The 14,491-nt window shown below is 67.2% G+C and carries 13 protein-coding genes; 5 read left to right on the top strand and 8 right to left on the bottom strand.

Features of this window, described 5'->3' with window-relative positions:
* Nucleotides 1-173 precede the first annotated feature (173 nt).
* Both AOT87_RS15130 and AOT87_RS15125 read left to right on the top strand, forming a co-directional pair.
* Nucleotides 174-509 carry an RNA polymerase-binding protein RbpA gene (locus AOT87_RS15130; RefSeq protein WP_005061379.1) on the top strand — a complete coding sequence of 112 codons (336 nt, stop codon included), beginning with the start codon at nt 174-176 and terminating at the stop codon, nt 507-509.
* 77 nt (nt 510-586) lie between these two features.
* Nucleotides 587-1,285 carry an SDR family oxidoreductase gene (locus AOT87_RS15125; RefSeq protein ID WP_324612895.1) on the top strand — a complete coding sequence of 233 codons (699 nt, stop codon included), beginning with the start codon at nt 587-589 and terminating at the stop codon, nt 1,283-1,285.
* A 12-nt stretch (nt 1,286-1,297) separates the two neighbouring features.
* Here AOT87_RS15125 and AOT87_RS15120 read toward each other — a convergent pair whose 3' ends face one another.
* The 7 genes from AOT87_RS15120 to cobN form a co-directional block, all read right to left on the bottom strand.
* The gene (locus AOT87_RS15120; RefSeq protein ID WP_057967047.1) at nt 1,298-2,059 is read right to left on the bottom strand and encodes a polyprenol monophosphomannose synthase; all 762 of its coding nucleotides are present in this window, start codon (nt 2,057-2,059) and stop codon (nt 1,298-1,300) included.
* 5 nt (nt 2,060-2,064) lie between these two features.
* Complete coding sequence (gene lnt / locus AOT87_RS15115; RefSeq protein ID WP_057967046.1) at nt 2,065-3,870, bottom strand: apolipoprotein N-acyltransferase; 1,806 nt, start codon at nt 3,868-3,870, stop codon at nt 2,065-2,067.
* Nucleotides 3,863-5,398, bottom strand: coding sequence for an amidohydrolase (locus AOT87_RS15110; protein ID WP_044104705.1), 1,536 nt, complete (start codon nt 5,396-5,398; stop codon nt 3,863-3,865). Before AOT87_RS15110 ends, lnt begins: the two co-directional genes overlap by 8 nt.
* Nucleotides 5,399-5,490: 92 nt before the next feature.
* On the bottom strand, nt 5,491-6,003 hold the full coding sequence (locus tag AOT87_RS15105) for an FxsA family protein (RefSeq protein WP_057967045.1): 513 nt from the start codon (nt 6,001-6,003) through the stop codon (nt 5,491-5,493).
* A gap of 50 nt (nt 6,004-6,053) precedes the next feature.
* Nucleotides 6,054-6,455 carry a PPOX class F420-dependent oxidoreductase gene (locus AOT87_RS15100; RefSeq protein WP_057967044.1) on the bottom strand — a complete coding sequence of 134 codons (402 nt, stop codon included), beginning with the start codon at nt 6,453-6,455 and terminating at the stop codon, nt 6,054-6,056.
* A 10-nt stretch (nt 6,456-6,465) separates the two neighbouring features.
* Nucleotides 6,466-6,870 carry a PPOX class F420-dependent oxidoreductase gene (locus AOT87_RS15095; RefSeq protein ID WP_057967043.1) on the bottom strand — a complete coding sequence of 135 codons (405 nt, stop codon included), beginning with the start codon at nt 6,868-6,870 and terminating at the stop codon, nt 6,466-6,468.
* A gap of 9 nt (nt 6,871-6,879) precedes the next feature.
* On the bottom strand, nt 6,880-10,497 hold the full coding sequence (cobN, locus tag AOT87_RS15090; protein WP_057967042.1) for a cobaltochelatase subunit CobN: 3,618 nt from the start codon (nt 10,495-10,497) through the stop codon (nt 6,880-6,882).
* A gap of 33 nt (nt 10,498-10,530) precedes the next feature.
* Between cobN and cobG the strand changes: the two genes are divergently transcribed.
* Genes cobG through AOT87_RS15075 form a run of 3 tightly spaced genes read left to right on the top strand, consistent with a single transcriptional unit; the run spans nt 10,531 to nt 13,790 of the window.
* Nucleotides 10,531-11,679, top strand: coding sequence for a precorrin-3B synthase (gene cobG / locus AOT87_RS15085; protein WP_057967041.1), 1,149 nt, complete (start codon nt 10,531-10,533; stop codon nt 11,677-11,679).
* Between the two features lie 9 nt (nt 11,680-11,688).
* Nucleotides 11,689-12,315 (top strand): precorrin-8X methylmutase, encoded by a 627-nt coding sequence (locus tag AOT87_RS15080; RefSeq protein WP_057967040.1) that lies wholly within the window; start codon nt 11,689-11,691, stop codon nt 12,313-12,315.
* Nucleotides 12,312-13,790, top strand: coding sequence for a precorrin-2 C(20)-methyltransferase (locus tag AOT87_RS15075; protein ID WP_057967039.1), 1,479 nt, complete (start codon nt 12,312-12,314; stop codon nt 13,788-13,790). The genes AOT87_RS15080 and AOT87_RS15075 overlap by 4 nt, the downstream gene beginning before the upstream one ends.
* On the opposite strand, the gene AOT87_RS15070 is transcribed toward AOT87_RS15075, so the two are convergent.
* Nucleotides 13,762-14,490, bottom strand: a complete 729-nt coding sequence (locus AOT87_RS15070; protein WP_078322031.1) for a cobalt-precorrin-6A reductase — start codon at nt 14,488-14,490, stop codon at nt 13,762-13,764. The genes AOT87_RS15075 and AOT87_RS15070 overlap by 29 nt on opposite strands.
* Nucleotide 14,491: the final 1 nt, after the last annotated feature.

The following is a 14,491-nucleotide window of genomic DNA, read 5'->3' as shown; positions in this document are numbered from 1 at the left end:
ATCCGCGATGCGAAGCGGTGACGGCCACAACGGCGTTCACCAGCTATAATGAGGGCCACAACCTGCATGAACAGGGAACTAATGCCCCGGGTACGGCGTTGAGCTAGACAGCCACCAGCAATTTGAGCGCGGGATCCGATTGCAGAGACCCGCAGTGAAGAGGAGAAGTACACATGGCAGATCGTGTTCTACGAGGCAGCCGACTCGGTGCCGTCAGCTACGAAACCGATCGTGACCACGACCTGGCGCCTCGCCGCATGGCTCGCTACCGCACCGAGAACGGTGAAGAGTTCGACGTTCCCTTCGCCCACGACGCCGAGATCCCGGCGAACTGGGCATGCCGCAATGGCCTGGAGGGCACCCTGCTCGACGGCGACGTGCCCGAGCCCAAGAAGGTCAAGCCCCCGCGCACGCACTGGGACATGCTCCTGGAGCGCCGCAGCGTTGAGGAGCTCGACGAGCTGCTCAAGGAGCGTCTGGAACTGATCAAGGGCCGTCGCCGGGGCTAGAACCACCCGCCCTGATGAGCGCCCCCGGCAGGTCCGTCTCGGGTTCAGCCGTGCTGATCACCGGTGCCGCCAGCGGGATGGGAAAGGCCACGGCCCGGATTTTCGCCGAAGACGGCGCGCTTGTCGCGGTCACCGATCTTCGGCTGGAGGATGCGCAGGCGGTCGCCGCCGAGATCGGCGAGTCCGCCGTGCCGTGGGCGCTGGATGTCACCGACGAGGCACAGATCATCGAGGTCGTCGCGGCGGTTGCCGAACGGTTCGGCCGGCTGGACATTGTGGTGAACAACGCGGGTTTCGCGGCGTTCAGATCACTTGATGACCCCGACTACGGCAGCACCTGGGATCGCTCACTTGCCGTCCACCTGAGCGCACCCCAACGGATCGTCCGTGCGGCGCTACCGTTTCTGCGCAACTCCCCCGCCCCGCGCGTAGTGAACATCGCCTCGACGGAAGCCCTCGGCGCCACGCCGTACGACAGCCCGTACGCTGCGGCCAAAGCCGGTCTGGCCGGCCTGACCAGGAGTTTGGCGGTCGACCTGGGCCGGGAGGGAATCACCGTGAACTGCATCTGCCCGGGTCCCATCGATACCGCGATGACCGCAGCGATCTCGGCTCAGGACAAGGACACCTATGCGCGCAGGCGCACCGCACTGCGTCGCTACGGCCGCGCCGAAGAGGTCGCCCACATGACGCTGAGCGTGTGCCTACCGGCCGCCTCGTACCTGACCGGCACGGTCATCCCCGTCGACGGCGGCCTGATGGCCCGCAATGCGTGAGGACTGACTCCCTCAGCGATTGATGCCGCGGGCTCGGTCCAGACGGCTTTGGACGCCCCATTTGGTCACCTTGACCAGGGCTTCGTTGATGATGGACCCACTCATCTTGGATTCGCCGATCGCGCGTTCGGTGAAGGTGATCGGCACCTCGGCAACCTCGAAGCCGTGCGCGATGGTGCGCAGGGTGAGGTCGATCTGGAAGCAGTACCCGTGCGATTCCACCGCCGCCAGATCCAGCTTCTCGAGCACCTCACGCCGGTAGGCGCGATAGCCCGCGGTGATGTCGTGCGGCTTCACACCCAGCACCAGCCGGGCATACACGTTCGCACTCCGGGACAGCACCAGGCGCCGCCACGGCCAGTTGACGACGGTACCGCCGGGTACGTAGCGAGATCCGATCGCCAGATCGGCTCCGGCGTCGACGGCGTCAAGCAGCCGGGACAGCTGTTCGGGTGCGTGGCTGCCGTCGGCGTCCATCTCCACCAGCACCGAGTACTGGCGCGCCAGGCCCCAGCCGAAGCCCGCGATGTACGCCGCACCGAGGCCACCCTTTTCCTTGCGGTGCATGACATGTACGCGGTCGGGGTCGGCGAGCGCCGCCTCGTCGGCCAGTTCGCCGGTGCCGTCCGGGCTACCGTCGTCAACGATCAGCACGTGCGCATCGGGTTGCGCCTTGTGCAACCGACCAAGGATCAGCGGGAGATTCTCCCGCTCGTTGTACGTCGGAATGATCACCAGGGTCCGGGCGCTCGGACGTTCGGTCACGGGATCCACTCCGGTCAGGTCTCCTTAATCGGTGAGGCCGGTTCTACCTCATGTTTGGGCCTCTTCAGCCCTCCATTGTGCAGTATCGCCAGGCCAGCCGAGGCCAGGACGGCAAGTCCGGCGATCAGAGCCAGCGCCCACTCCACCCACGGACCCCATTGCGTGGCCGGTGTCACGTCGTTGTGCAGCCGCACCTGCATGTCGATGTAGGCCGGTTCGAAGAACTTGGTGCGCCCCGCGTCGACGCCGTCGGGAGAGATAAACGCGCTGATCCCGGTGGTGCCGACGACGATGACTTCCCGATCGTGCTCGACGGCCCGCACCTTGGAGATGGCCAGTTGCTGTTCACTCATCGCCGTACCGAACAGGGCGTTATTACTCGGCACGGTGAGTATCTCGGCACCGTTCAGGGTGGACTGCCGCAGCGCCCGATCGAACAGAACCTCCCAGCAGGTGGCAACACCGATCTTCACGCCGCCCGCGGTGACGACGCCGTTGCCGTCTCCGGGGACGAAGTATCCGGCCCGGTCCGCGTACTTGGAGAAGTGCGCGAAGAAGGTCCGCCACGGTAAATACTCACCGAATGGCTGCACGATCTGCTTGTCGTGACGCTCGCCGGGGCCGCTGTCGGGATCCCAGACGATCACCGAATTGATCGATTTGGGCTGTTCGGGGGTGGAATCTGGATGCCGCAGCACGCCGCCGACCAGGATGGGAACGCCGATGGCCTGCGCCGCCTCGGTGATTGCCTCGGCTGCGTCGGCGTTGCGGATCGGATCGATGTCCGAGGAGTTCTCCGGCCACACCACGAACTGCGGCGCCGGGGCCTTGCCCGCCTTCACGTCCGCGGCCAGCAAGAGCGTTTCCTTGACGTGATAGTCGAGCACGGCGCGCCGCTGTGCGTTGAAATCTAGCCCCAGCCGGGGCACGTTCCCCTGCACCGCGGCGACGGTGACACTGCGGCCATCGGTGGCGCCGTGGCTGGCGTGTCGAACCTGCTGCCAGCTCACCGCCATGGCGAAGAGCACGAGGCAGACGCACGCCCCGGGCAGCAGCACCGAGGGCACCGGACGCGCACCGCCTGGTCCCACCGAGGGGCTGCGCCACCAGCGGTACATCTCAATGCCGAGCGCGGTCACCGCGAACGCGCCCAGGGCCACCGTGAAGGACACCAATGGCGCGCCCCCGTACCGAGCCAGGCTCAGCATCGGACCATCGCCCTGACCGAAAGCGACTCGACCCCATGGGAATCCGCCAAACGGAACGCTTGCCTTACCCCATTCGGCGGCAGACCACGCGGCAGCGAACCACAGCGGCCAGCCCGGCAGCCGGCGCACGGCGACGGCCAGCACGCCGAACAGGGCGACCCAGGTCGCGCACAGCAACGACAGCGCCAGCCACGGGACGACGCCCACCAGCTGGCCCGTCCACGGCAGCAGCGGAACGTAGAAGGCGAGACCGAACAGCAGCCCGTACCCCAGCCCACCACGCAGCCTGGTGTTCGACGACCACAGCACCAAACCCAGGATGGACAGCGCCGGGAAGGCCGCCCACCAGAAACCCCAGGGCGGGAAGCTCGCGCACAACAGGAGACCGCCGATCACCGCCGCACCCTGGCGGGGCGCCGCGCGCAGCCAGGCCCGGCCGAACGCGATACTGCGGGCACGCACCGCCGCCGCGAAGGCCGCGCCACGTGAAGGCCCGGTTTTCGCCGGAGCCTCCGGCTCCTCGCCGGCCGGAACGTCGGCGGCCTCGGCCAGCTCGGTCACGTCCTGGTCGACAATCTCCTCAACGGACTCGTCGACAGTTTCGTCAGCCATGGATCACCGTGCCACGGTGCACAGTTCGTAGACACTTGGGAAGCACAGCGGCGGCGTCCGATAAGTCCGGCAGGGCGGGGACACGCGAGCGTGGGTCGGTGGACCACCGCTGTACACCCGGTTGGCTGGTGTTGATGGTCAACTCCCCTGTCTCCCAAATCGCATAGCTGGCAAGTGCTCCCGGGATCAGCGTGCCCGTGGCACCGTCATGAACTCCCTGGGCGCGCCAGCCACCTCGGGTGGCGGCGCCGAACGCCGCGCGGACCGAGACGGAACTGGTTGGGGTGCGATGATGGGCTGCCGCCCGCACCGTCATCCACGGATCCAGGGGCGTGACAGGGGCGTCAGAACCGAACGCGAGGGGCACGCCTTGGGATGCTAACAGCGCCAGCGGGTTTAGCTGAGTACCTCGATCCACGCCGAGTCGTTCCGCGTACATACCGTCGGGGCCGCCCCAGAGGGCGTCAAAGGCCGGTTGCACACTGGCGATCACCCCAAGGCGACCGAGCTGCTCCGCCTGTGCCGCCGAGATCATTTCCAGGTGCTCAAGGCGGTGCCCGCACCTAGCCACGGCCGGTATGCCGTGCCGGGTGGCGACGCGGTCCAGCGCGTCGATCACCTGAGTGACAGCAGCGTCACCGATCACGTGGAATCCCGCGGTAATACCGGCCCGTGTGCACGAGTCCAGGTGCGTCTCAACGGTTTCGGCATCCAGATGCATGGTGCCGCAGGTGTGTGGCGCGTCGTGGTAGGGCTCCTGCAGCCAGGCGGTGTGCGATCCCAACGCACCGTCGACGAAGAGGTCTCCGGCCAGACCGGCGGCCCCCGTCAACGCGATGAGCTCGCGCGCGTGCTCGGCGTCGCGCGCCGGCTCGCCCCAGTATCCGGTGACCTGCACGCCATGCTCGGTGGCCAACAGCTCGCGGAAATCGTCCAAACCACTGATCTCCGGCCCGCCGCACTCGTGCACCGACACCAGACCCAGCGATGCCGCACTGTCCAGCGCCGCGCGCCGCGCTGTCGCACGCCCATTGACGGAGAGCGCGCCGCGCGCATGTGCCCGTAACAGGTGATGAGCCGCACCGGCCACCGGATGTTCGGGATGAAATCCCGTGGCCCCGGCAAGCCCGGGTACCTGCTGCCGCAGCGCGGTCGACGCCGCAGCCGAATGCACATCGATCCGGCTGAGGTAGACGGCCCGGCCAGGCGCGGCCTCGTCGAGATCGGCGGTGGTCAGCGGCTGCCGCTCGGGCCATCGCGATTCGTCCCAGCCATGCCCCCAGATCACCTCATCGGAGTGCTCGCCGGCGTACGCGGTCAGTCGGGCCAGGCACTGCTCCCGCGAAGACATCCCGGACAAGTCGAGCCCGATGAGGGACAGTCCGATGGCGGTGAGATGAACATGGGCGTCGACGAACGCGGGCGCGACGAAGGCACCCTCGAGGTCGACGATGTCGGCGTTCGGGAACTCGGCACGACCGAGGTCGTCCTCGCCGATCCAGCTGATGACATCGCCAGTCACGGCCATCGCGGTCGCCGCCGGATGCGACGGGCTATGCACGCGCGCATTGACGAGCAGTTGAGTCTGCACTCGCTAATTCTGCCGGGTTCGGGCGGTGTCTACGCAGGCAGGTCGTGGCCGGGACGGTATCGCCGAGACGGTCCGGCTTGCTCGTCACTCACGTCGATGACCTCACCGTCGATGTAATCGACGGTGCTCGCCCGTGTTTGAGCCCCCTGAAAGGCACCGTATCCGGTGGGTATGACGGTGATGAGGGGCGCACGCCTACTCAGCTGGCGGGCCGCGACCAGGGTCAGGACCGGCCGCAGGACCGCACGGGTCGGGGGCAGCAGCATCAGCAGTCCGACGACCGAGGAGACCAGCCCGGGAATCACCACCGCAATAGTTCCCAGCGCGATGAGCGCGCCGTCCGCGACGGCCCCTCCCGGGGATCTGACTCCACGTCGCAGCTGATCAACGGCGCGTCGAGCCTGAGAGCCGGCAAGTATGAGACCGGCCACGAAGGCGGCAAGGACGGCGATGATGGTCCAGCCGATACCCACCGCCGAGGTCAACGCCACCAGGGCGGACACCTCCACGATCACGTACAGCAGAAACAGACCAGGCCACATATCCGGTCAACGAGCCGACCCGTCGCCGGGTTCCCGACTCACGCCGCGGTTCAGGCGGTGATGGCCAACCCGATGGTGCCGCTGCTGCCGCGACGCACGATGCTCGCCTTGACCAGCACCCAGCCCAACAGCCCGTACTTGCGCGTGATGGCCGCGCGGGCTCGCTGCGTGCCCTCGGTATCCAGGACGCGCGCGGTGCCCTCGATCTCGCCGCTGCGGACCTTGCCGCGCACATCGCAGATGGCCAGCGAGACCCGCGGGGTGTTTCGGATCCGGCGCACCTTCCAGGACGTCGTCTCGGTCCACACGAGAAGTTCACCGTCCTCGGGCGCCGCCCAGACCGCGGCAGGTTTGGCCCGGCCGTCCTTGGTGTAGGTGGTCAGCAGGACATACTTGGCAGCACAGACTTCGTCGAATGTCGGCACCGGGAGGTTCGCACCCATGCCGACCAGTCTAGAAACCTCAGGGCGCTTCCGGCGCGCCGAGCGTCACTGAAATCCCAACCCTGGCGCCGTTACGCCGGTCCAGCCAGGCGGTCACGATCCGGCTGGCCAGCCCGTATCGGCTGACCACCGCCGACCGAATACGCGCCACGGACGCCGGATCCTCGACGATCACCGCGGTGGCGTCGGCGGACGGGCTGATCACCCTGCCGCGCTGAGTACAGACGGCCACCCGCACCTTCCTGTTGCGCCGGATCCTTCCGACCTTCCAGGTGTTGGCACTTGTGGTCAGCAGAAGCTCGTCGCCCTCTGCCACGAAGCCCATCGGAGTTGGCTTGGGCACACCGTCTTTGGTGAATGTGGTCAACAAGATGTAGCGGCCCGCCGCCACCGTGCCGATGTTCAAGCCGATATCCCGGGCCATGCTCCGATGCTACGACTCCAACTCGCCCTCGGTTTCCAGGAACACCGAACGCAAATCATCCAAAACTTGCTGATCGGGTTCTTGCCAGAGACCCCGGCTGGCTGCCTCCAACAATCTCTCGGCAATCCCGTGAAGAGCCCACGGGTTCGATTGCTGCATGAACTTGCGATTCTGCTCGTCGAGCACATAGCTGTTGGTGAGCTGCTCGTACATCCAGTCGGCCATCACGTTCGCGGTGGCGTCGTATCCGAACAGGTAGTCGACGGTGGCGGCCATCTCGAATGCACCCTTGTAACCGTGCCGGCGCATCGCCTCCAACCACCGCGGATTCACCACGCGCGCACGGAAAACCCTTGTGGTTTCTTCAGATAACGTGCGGGTATGCACCGCGTCGGGCCGGGTGTTGTCGCCGATGTATGCCGCTGGCGCCTTGCCGGTGAGCGCTCGCACCGCGGCGACCATGCCACCGTGATACTGGAAATAGTCGTCCGAGTCGGCAATATCGTGTTCACGGGTGTCGGTGTTCTTGGCCGCCACCGCGATCCGGCGATACTGATGACGCATATCCTCGCTGGCAGCCGCACCGTCCAGTCCGCGGCCGTAGGCGAATCCGCCCCACGCTGTGTAGACCTGTTCCAAATCCGAGTCGTTGCGCCAGTTTTGACTATCGATCAGCTGAAGCAGTCCCGCCCCGTAGGTGCCGGGCTTGGAGCCGAAGATGCGCATGGTGGCACGGCGCCAGTCTCCGTGTTCGGCACGATCAGCCTCGGCGTGCGCCCGCAGATAGTTCTCCTCGGCAGATTCGTCGAGTCCGGCCGCAAGGGCGACGGCGTCGTCGAGCATGGTCACCACGTGCGGGAAGGCGTCGCGGAAGAATCCGGAGATGCGCACCGTGACGTCGATGCGGGGGCGCCCGAGCTCCGACAAGGAGATCGCCTCGAGGCTCACCACGCGCCGGGAGGCGTCATCCCATACCGGCCGAACTCCCAGGAGGGCAAGGACTTCGGCAATATCGTCGCCAGAGGTCCGCATCGCCGAGGTACCCCAGATCGAAAGCCCGACGGACCGCGGCCAGTCGCCATAGTCGGTGCGGTATCGCTGCAGGAGCGAGTCCGCCATGGCCTGCCCGGTCTCCCAGGCCAACTTCGACGGAACCGCCTTGGGGTCCACCGAGTAGAAGTTGCGTCCGGTGGGCAACACGTTGACGAGTCCGCGCAGCGGCGAGCCGGAGGGCCCGGCCTCGATGAATCGGCCATCAAGAGCGCGAAGCACCGCGTCGATCTCACCGTTGGTGCCGTCCAGCCGTGGCACCACCTCCGTCGTCGCGAACCGCAGGATCGATGCGACCTGCGGGTCGTCGGTGAGTTGACCGACCGCATCCGGGTTCCAGCCTGTGCCCTGCAACGCGGCTAGCAACGAATGTGCTTGCTGATCAATCTCATCCACCCGCGCACGGTCGTCGGTGCCGTCCTCGGCCAGGCCGAGCGCCTGCCGCAACCCCGGCACCGACTGTTCGCCGGCCCACATCTGCCGGGCGCGCAGGATCGAGAGCACCAGATCAACCTGAGCGGCACCCGTGGGCGCACTGCCCAGGATGTGCAGGCCGTCACGGATCTGCACATCCTTGATCTCGCAGAGCCATCCGTCGACATGCAGCAGCATGTCGTCGAAGACGTCCTCGTCGGGGCGCTCTTCGAGTCCCAGGTCGTGGTCCATCTTCGCTGCACGCATCAGCGTCCAGATCTGCTGGCGGATCGCCGGCAGTTTGGCCGGATCCAGCGCCGAGATGTTCGCGTGCTCATCGAGAAGCTGCTCCAAACGCGCGATATCCCCGTAGGTCTCGGCGCGCGCCATGGGTGGGATCAGGTGATCGACCAGGGTCGCGTGTGCGCGCCGCTTGGCCTGGGTGCCCTCGCCCGGATCGTTCACCAGGAACGGGTAGATGAGTGGCAGGTCACCGATCGCGGCGTCGGTAGCGCAATCTGCCGACAGGCCAACGGTTTTCCCGGGCAACCACTCCAGGTTGCCATGCTTGCCCAGGTGCACCAGCGCATCGGCGCCAAACCCACCCTCCTCGCGCGGGGCCGACAGCCAGCGATACGCGGCCAGATAATGGTGGCTCGGCGGCAGATCGGGATCGTGATAGATGGCCACCGGGTTCTCGCCGAACCCGCGAGGCGGCTGCACCAGCAGCAGGGTATTGCCGGCTTGCAAGGCGGCGATCACGATATCGCCGTCGGGGTTGACGCTGGTGTCCACGAACAGATCGCCCGGCGGCGGTCCCCAGTGTTCGACGACCTGCTCGGCAAGACCGGGTGCCAGCCGGGAGAACCACTCCCGGTACTGCCGCGCCGGCACACGAATCGGGTTGCCCGCCAGCTGGTCTTCGGTAAGCCAGTCCGGATCTTGGCCACCCCGCTCGATGAGCGCGTGCACCAGGGTGTCCCCGTCCCCGTCCGTGGCGGGGCGACCGGTGGCGGGCAGTCCGGGGATGTCGCCGTCGGCGCCCACGTCGTAGCCGGCCTCCCGCATCGCGGTCAGCAATGCCACCGCACTGGCCGGAGTGTCCAGTCCCACCGCGTTCCCGATCCTGGCGTGCTTGGTGGGGTATGCGGAGAACACGACGGCAATCCGGCGTTCACCGGCGGGGATGGATCGAAGCTTCGCGTGCCGCAGCGCGATACCTGCCACCCGGGCGCAGCGCTCCGGGTCGGGAACATAGGTGATGAGGCCGTCGCTGTCGATCTCCTTGAACGAGAACGGCACGGTGATGATGCGCCCGTCGAATTCGGGCACCGCGACCTGAGTGGCGACGTCCAACGGACTCATGCCATCGTCGTTGGCCTCCCAATCATCTCGGGGGCTGGTCAGGCACAGCCCCTGCAGGATCGGGATATCAAGGGCGGCAAGATGGCCGACATTCCACTCGTCGTCAGCCCCTCCGGCTCCCACAGCCGCCGGGGTGGCACCGCCCGCGGCCAGCACGGTGACCACCATCGCGTCAGCGGCGGCGAGCGTCTCCAGGAGTTCCGCCGGCGCGGTGCGTAGCGAGGCGCAGTACACCGGAAGCGCCCGCCCTCCGAGGTTTTCAATGGCGGTGCAGAGAGCCTCTATGTATGCGGTGTTCCCGGCCAGCTGCTGAGCGCGGTAGTACAGCACCGCGACGGTGGGACCATCGACACTCCCGGTCGCACGCTCCAGCACTCCCCAGGCCGGGTTTGTCGTCGGCGGTTCGAAGCCGATACCCGTCATCAGGACGGTGTCGGACAAGAAGGCGTGCAGCTGCTGCAGATTGGCCGTCCCGCCCTCGGCCAGGTACCGGTGCACCTGCAGGGCGACGCCGCCCGGAACGGTCGAGCATTCCATGAGTTCGGCATCGGGAGCCTGTTCACCGGAGACCACCACGGCCGGCACTCCGGAGGCAATGACGGCGTCGATGCCCTCCTCCCAGCCGCGACGTCCGCCCAGAAGCCGGACAACCACCAACCCCATCCCCTCCAGCAGGCCCGGGACGTCGTCGACGTGGATACGAGAGGGGTTGGCCCATCGATAGTTCGCACCGCTGGCGCGCGCGCTCAGCAGGTCGGTATCCGATGTCGACAGAATCAGGATCGGGGCATTGCTCACAGGACATTCGTACCGTAGTCCTACGGTGAGTAGGTGACCCGCTCCTCAGCCGACGACGCATGCCCCGGTGCGCTGCGGTTACATGAGGCGGCCGACGGAGCACTGGCACGCATCCGGCTGCCCGGCGGAATGCTCTCGTCGGCGCAGTTGGCCGCGTTGGCCACAGCAGCAGGCAGCCATGGCGCACCCGTTTTGGAGCTGACCTCCCGCGGCAACATTCAGCTGCGATCGATCCGGGATGCGGACGCGGTGGGCACCCTGCTATCGGACGCCGGGCTGCTGCCGTCGCCCAGCCACGAACGAGTGCGCAACATCGTGGCCTCGCCGCTCTCGGGCCGGGCCGGTGAGTTCCCCGATGTGCGGCCGCTGGTCCGCGCGCTCGACCAGGGGCTGATCTCAGCTTCCGTGCTCGCCGGCCTGCCGGGCCGCTTCCTGTTCAGCCTCGATGACGGACGCGCCGACATGGCCACCATGGGTGCGGACATCGGGCTCGGCCATGGGCCGGGCGGCTGGCGTGTTCTCCTCGATGGTCATGGCACCTCTACGTGTGTCGCCGACCCGGACGCCGCCGTCGACCATGTGCTCGCGGCGGCGCAGACCTTCGTAGAGATTCGGGGAAACGCATGGCGCGTCCGGGAGCTGCCGGACGGCGCCAAGACCCTGGCCGCGGCGATCGGTGCAACACTGATCGCGGGGCCGGGCGAGGCAGGGCCCGCGCCGCACGCGCCCGTGGGATGGATCGAGCAGTATCCCGACCACGAGTTGGTGACGCTGGGGGCCGCCGTTCCGTTGGGCCAGCTGCCGGCTCGGGTGGCGGCACTGCTGGCCGCCGCCGAAAGACCCGTCGTCATCACCCCATGGCGGTCGGTACTGCTGTGCGATCTGCCCCACGAGGACGCCGACGCGGTGCTGCGGGTGCTGGCACCTCTGGGCCTGGTCTTCGACGAGCGCTCCCCATGGCTCAATGCCAGCTCGTGCACCGGGCTACCGGGATGCGGACGCTCCCGAACCGATGTCCACGCCGACGTCCGGCTCGAAGTCGCCGAAGAGATCGCCAGCGGTATTCATTCGCCGGTACATCGGCACTGGGTCGGGTGTCCACGGGCCTGCGGCTCCCCCAGCACAGGGCAGGTGCTGGTGGCGACGGAGCTGGGTTATCGACCGCTCGAGCGGCACCCGTAGGGTTAGCGCGTGCTGGACTACGTGCGAGACGGAGCCGAGATCTATCGGCAATCGTTCGCGACCATCAGGGCCGAGGCAGATTTGTCGGCCTTCCCCGATGACGTCGCGCGGGTGGTGGTCCGGCTCATTCACACTTGTGGGCAGGTGGATTTGCCCGGCGAAATCGCCTTCACCCCCGATGTGGTGACACGCGCCCGAGCGGCATTGGATGCGGGTGCACCCGTCCTGTGCGATTCGTCGATGGTCGCGGCCGGGATCACCCGTCTGCGCCTGCCCGCGGACAACGAAGTGGTGTCCTTGGTGACTGATCCGCGCGCCGCCGATTTGGCCCAGCGCACCGGGACTACGAGATCTGCTGCTGCGGTCGATCTTTGGGCCGATCGACTGCCGGGATCGGTGGCCGCGATCGGGAATGCTCCCACGGCGCTATTCCGCATACTCGAACTCATCGACGAAGGTGTGGCGCCCCCGGTGGCCGTCCTGGGCGGGCCGGTCGGTTTCGTCGGTTCGGCACAGTCCAAGCAGGAGCTGATCGACCGTCCGCGTGGCATGGACTACCTGTTGGTGCGAGGGCGGCGCGGTGGCAGCGCGATGGCCGCCGCTGCCGTGAATGCGATTGCGAGCGAGAAGGAATGAGCAGAGGAACGCTCTGGGGTGTGGGCCTGGGCCCCGGTGATCCCGAACTGGTGACCGTGAAGGCGGCCCGCGTGATCGGCGAAGCCGATGTGGTGGCATTCCACAGCGCACGGCACGGCCGCAGCATCGCCCGCTCGATTGCGCAGCCGTATCTGCGGACCGGCCAGATCGAGGAGCACCTGGTCTACCCGGTGACCACCGAGACCACCGATCACCCGGGCGGATACCGCGGTGCGATCGATGACTTCTACGAGGAGTCCGCGAATCGGATTGCCGCCCATTTGGATTCGGGCCGCAATGTGGCGCTGCTCGCCGAAGGCGATCCGCTGTTCTACAGCTCGTACATGCATATGCACCGCCGCCTGACCGACAGGTTCGACGCGGTCATCATCCCCGGTGTGACGTCGGTCAGCGCCGCATCAGCCGCAACGGGTACGCCCTTGGTCGAGGGCGACGAGATCCTGACGGTCATCCCCGGCACCTTGCCCGCCGACGAGATCGCCCGCAGGCTCAGCGATTCGGATGCGGCAGTCATCATGAAACTGGGACGCTCCTACGGCGCCGTCCGACAGGCGTTGGACACCGCCGGCGTGCTGGACCGTGCCTACTACGTGGAACGGGCCAGCACCACGCAGCAGCGGGTACTGTCCGCCGCCGATGTCGATCCGTCTTCGGTGCCCTATTTCTCACTGGTCCTGGTTCCCGGAGCGCAACCCCTCGGCGACACCGCACAGGACGGAATGGTGACGGTGGTCGGTTTGGGCCCCGGCCATCATGATTGGACCACCACCGAGGTACGGCACGAACTGGCGCTCGCCACCGATCTCATCGGATACGGGCCGTATCTGGATCGTATCCCCGCTCGCGACGGTCAAGTCCGTCATGCCAGCGACAACCGTGACGAGCCCGCACGCGCCGAACTGTCCTTCAAGCTCGCTGCGGGTGGCCGTCGGGTAGCCGTGGTGTCCTCGGGGGACCCGGGTGTGTTCGCGATGGCGGCGGCGGTGATGGAAGAGGCCCGAGCGTGGCCCGATGTCACGGTGCGGGTGCTTCCGGCGATGACGGCGGCGCAGGCCGTCGCCAGCCGGGTCGGGGCACCCCTCGGGCATGACTATGCGGTGATCTCGCTGTCCGATCGCCTCAAGCCATGGCAGGTCATCGAGTCCCGGCTACGCGCCGCGGCCGCGGCCGATCTGGTCCTGGCCGTGTACAACCCGGCCTCGAAGTCGCGCACCTGGCAAGTGGCCTCCATGCGCGACGTGCTGCTGGAACACCGCGACCCGGCGACTCCGGTCGTACTGGGACGCGATGTCGGCGGCGCGGGAGAGTCCGTGCGGGTGACCACCCTGGGTGACCTCGACCCGTCAGCGGTGGACATGCGCACCCTGCTGATCATCGGGTCCTCACAGACCCAGTGGCAGGACACCGATTCGGGACCTCAGGTGTTCACGCCTCGGCGGTATCCCGCTCAGTGACCCAGTGCTGTGCCTCGTCCACGGTGGACACGGTGCGCACCTTCTCCGGCAGGGCCGGCCTGTCGATCATCACCACGGGAATGCCCAGCACTGCAGCGGCTTCCAACTTCGCCGAAGTCATCGTTCCGCCGCTGTTCTTGGTGACCAGCACCTCGATCTCGTACTGGCGCATGAGATCGGTCTCTTCCTCGAGCGAATAGGGCCCACGCGACAACAACAGATGGTGCCGCTCGGGCAGTTCGTCGGCAGGCACCGGCTCCACCACACGGATCAGGAACCAGGCGTCCGAGAACAGAAACGCCCCGATGCTGGAGCGCCCCGAGGTCAGAAACACCCGTGAAAAGCCCTGTGCCACCACCGTGTCCTTGGCCTCGGCGGCCGAGCACACCACGGTGGCATCTCCTGCCGGCCAGGGTGGACGGCGCAGGATGAGGTGCGGGATACCCAGCCGGGCGCATGCCGCAGCCGCGTTCTCGGTAATCGTCGCCGCGAACGGATGCGTAGCGTCGACCACGGCGTCGATATTGTTATCCAACAACCATTTCCGTAGTCCGGCCTCTCCACCAAAGCCCCCGATGCGCAACTCGCCGGCCGGAACTGCGGGGTTACGCACCCGCCCCGCGAGCGAGGTGGTGACATCGAACCGGGGTGCCAGCCGCTCCGCCAGCTCGCGCGCCTCCGCCGAGCCGCCGAGAATCAAG

The sequence above is a fragment of the Mycobacteroides sp. H003 genome (assembly GCF_001440135.1).
GTDB lineage: Bacteria > Actinomycetota > Actinomycetes > Mycobacteriales > Mycobacteriaceae > Mycobacterium > Mycobacterium gwanakae.
Note: the sequence above shows the minus strand (reverse complement) of the source record. Positions and strands in the feature narration are given on the sequence as shown.

Excerpts from the sequence above, each read along its gene's own strand:
- AOT87_RS15105 (WP_057967045.1), bottom strand. The coding sequence starts at position 6,003 with ATGTGGCCTGGTCTGTTTCTGCTGTACGTGATCGTGGAGGTGTCCGCC.
- AOT87_RS15095 (WP_057967043.1), bottom strand. The coding sequence starts at position 6,870 with ATGGCCCGGGATATCGGCTTGAACATCGGCACGGTGGCGGCGGGCCGC.
- lnt (WP_057967046.1), bottom strand. The coding sequence starts at position 3,870 with ATGGCTGACGAAACTGTCGACGAGTCCGTTGAGGAGATTGTCGACCAG.
- AOT87_RS15130 (WP_005061379.1), top strand. The coding sequence starts at position 174 with ATGGCAGATCGTGTTCTACGAGGCAGCCGACTCGGTGCCGTCAGCTAC.
- AOT87_RS15125 (WP_324612895.1), top strand. The coding sequence starts at position 587 with ATGGGAAAGGCCACGGCCCGGATTTTCGCCGAAGACGGCGCGCTTGTC.
- AOT87_RS15110 (WP_044104705.1), bottom strand. The coding sequence starts at position 5,398 with ATGGCCGTGACTGGCGATGTCATCAGCTGGATCGGCGAGGACGACCTC.
- AOT87_RS15075 (WP_057967039.1), top strand. The coding sequence starts at position 12,312 with ATGAGCAGAGGAACGCTCTGGGGTGTGGGCCTGGGCCCCGGTGATCCC.